Below are 2,880 nucleotides of genomic sequence, written 5' to 3'. Positions count from 1 at the left end.
ACGCCATGGCCGCACTGAAGATGCCTTACATTGCCATGGTCGGTAACCACGACAAGCGCGTGGCCTGCCTCGACGGCCTGAAGGCCGCGCCGCGCGATCCCAGTGGCTTCGTGCAGGGTACACGCACCACCGAGCACGGCCTGTTCGTCTTCCTGGACACGCTGGACGAGACCAGCCACGCCGGCGAGATGTGCGCCAAGCGCCTCGGCTGGCTCGCGAGCACGCTGGCCGCAGCGCCGGCCGATATGCCTTTCGTCGTCTTCATGCATCATCCGCCCTTCCCGGTCGGCGTCCACGCGATGGACGAGATCTCGCTGGCACAGAGCGCGGAATTCGCCGAGGTGATCGCGCCCTATCGTTCGCGCATCCGCCACCTCTTCTTCGGCCATGTGCACCGGCCGATCTTCGGCAGCTACGGCAAGATCCCGTTCTCGACGCTCCGCGGCACCAACCACCAGGTCTGGTTCGAGCTCGACGCTGCCGCGACCGACCATCTCGCCAGCCATGAGCCGCCGGCCTATGGCGTGGTGCTGATCGACGGCGAGAACCTGGTCGTGCACAGTCACGACTTCCTCGACCAGAGTCTGCGCTTCCCCTTCGCCGCACCGGCGGGGATGGACGACCGCGACTATGCGCTCAACTTCCCGGCGCGGTGAAATGAGCCTCGCTGAACCCGCGGCTCTCCCGGTCGCGGCATCGGCGCCGCCGCGCCTGCATATCCTGAAGCGGTTCTCCGCCCGCTTCAAAGCCTCGCTGCCGGCCTATCTGCTGCTGCTGCCCTCGCTGATCTTCCTCGCGCTGTTCACCTACGGCGCGATGGGCCGTGTCATCGTCGACGCGCTGTATCAGCGCGCCACGCCCAAGGCGCCGGTCCGCTTCGTCGGCTTTGAGAACATCAATGCGGTGCTCGCCGACCCCGCCTTCACCGGCGCGGTGGTCAACAATCTCGTCTACGCCGTCGGCACGGCAATCCCCAGCATCGGCCTGGCGCTCTTGTTTGCGCTGGCGCTGTCGCGCACCAACGCCGTGAACAGCGTGCTGCGCGCCGCGCTGTTCCTGCCGGTGCTGATCCCGATGGTCGCAGCGTCCGCGCTGTTCCTGTTCATCTTCCTGCCGAATGTCGGCCTGCTCGACTATTACATCGGCCGCCTGCTGCCGGTGCTGCCGAACTGGCTCGGTGATTCCGACATCGCGCTCTACGCGATCATGGTCATCACCATCTGGAAGAACGCCGGCTACTACATGCTGTTCTTCCTGGCCGGCCTCCAGGCAGTGCCGGAAGACGTGATGGAGGCGGCGCATCTCGACGGCGCGGGACCATGGCAGCGCCTGCGCCACATCATCCTGCCGGAGCTCAAGCCTACCTTCCTGTTCGTCACCGTGATCGCGACCCTCAACGCGGTGACGCAGGTCGACCATGTCTTCGTGATGACCAAGGGCGGGCCATCCAACGCAACCAATCTCGTGCTGTTCTACATCTATCAGCAGGCCGTCGAGCACTACGACATCGGCAAGGCATCGGCCGCCACGTTGCTGACGCTCGCCGCGCTGATGGGCCTCACCGCGCTCTCGTTCCGGACGATGGCGAACCGGGAGGGCGGGCCATGAAATTGATCGACCGGCTGTTCAAGGACGCCCCGCTCGCCACCAGGGGCGAGATCACGCCAAAGCTCGGCTTTGCGCTGACGGTGCTGCTCGCGATCATCTGGCTCATCCCCTTTCTCTGGATGGGCGTTGCGACGCTACGCCCTGCCTCGGACGGGATCAACGCCATGGCCGAGCTGATGCCGAGCCTGAAGCCGACGCTCGACAATGTCAGGGATGCCTGGGAGATCGGTGACTTCCCGCGCTACGCTCTCAACACCACCATCATCTGCACCGGCATCCTGCTGGTGCAGTTCGTGACGATCACACTGGCCGGCTTTGCCTTTGCGCGGCTCGAATTCGCCGGCAAGACGCTGATCTTCTATCTGTTCCTGATGCAGCTCATGCTGGTGCCGGTGCTGCTGATCGTGCCGAATTTGAGCCTGGTCGCACAGCTCGGCCTCTACGACACGCTGACCGGCGTGATGATGCCGTTCTTCGCCTCCGCCTTCGGCACCTTCCTGATGCGCCAGGCCTTCGAGGCGATTCCGACCGAGCTCGAAGACGCCGCCCTGATCGACGGCGCCAGCCTGTTCCAGCGCATCCGCCACATCTACGTGCCGCTGTCGATGCCGAGCTTTTCCGCCTTCGCGATCATCTCGGTCACCAGCCATTGGAACGACTTCCTGTGGCCACTGATGGTGATCAATTCGCCGGACAAGCGGCCGCTCACGGTCGGCCTGTCGGTCTTCACCGCGACGGCGGAGGGCACCCAGGCCTGGGGCACCATCGCCGCCGGCACGCTGATGGTGATCGCGCCGCTGCTCGTCACCTTCCTGATCTTCCAGAAGCGCTTCATCAGCTCTTTCGTCACCTCAGGCATCAAATAGGAGATTTTTCGATGCTGTTTTCCCGCAGGCTCATGCTTGGCCTCGCCGTCGCAGGCACTATGGCAGGCGCCCTCGCCTTCCCGGCGCTGGCCGAAGGTCCGACCGAGATCGACCTGTTCTTCCCCGTCCCCGTCGACGGCAAGCTCGCCCGCGACATGGGCACCCTGATCAAGGAGTTCAACGAGACCCATCCCGCCATCAAGGCGACTGCGGTCTACACCGGCTCCTACGACGACACGCTGATCAAGACGCGCGCCGCGATCAAGGCCGGCAAGCCGCCCTCCGCCGTGATCATGTCGGCGAACTTCCTCCTGGACATGCAGATCGAGAACGAGCTCACCAATCTGGATTCCCTGATTGCCGCCGACGGCACCACCAAGGAACAATTCCTGGGCCAGTTCTTCCC

General features: G+C 64.5%; 3 protein-coding genes and 1 pseudogene. All 4 read left to right on the top strand.

The annotated features are described in order from the left end of the window. The coding region (locus AC1D00_RS34620) for a metallophosphoesterase (protein ID WP_477013774.1) at positions 1 to 656 on the top strand (656 nt) is incomplete at its 5' end. Between the two features lies 1 nt (position 657). Continuing rightward, on the top strand, positions 658 to 1,608 hold the full coding sequence (locus AC1D00_RS34615; protein ID WP_477013773.1) for a carbohydrate ABC transporter permease: 951 nt from the start codon (positions 658 to 660) through the stop codon (positions 1,606 to 1,608). Then, on the top strand, positions 1,605 to 2,474 hold the full coding sequence (locus tag AC1D00_RS34610; RefSeq protein WP_027542940.1) for a carbohydrate ABC transporter permease: 870 nt from the start codon (positions 1,605 to 1,607) through the stop codon (positions 2,472 to 2,474). Before AC1D00_RS34615 ends, AC1D00_RS34610 begins: the two co-directional genes overlap by 4 nt. Before the next feature lie 11 nt (positions 2,475 to 2,485). Next, positions 2,486 to 2,880: pseudogene (locus AC1D00_RS34605) on the top strand (ABC transporter substrate-binding protein); the annotation flags it as partial.

Source organism: Bradyrhizobium sp. P2_E8 (assembly GCF_056403875.1).
The sequence above is the reverse complement of the archived record's forward strand: the minus strand, read 5'-3'. Positions and strand labels throughout refer to the sequence as shown.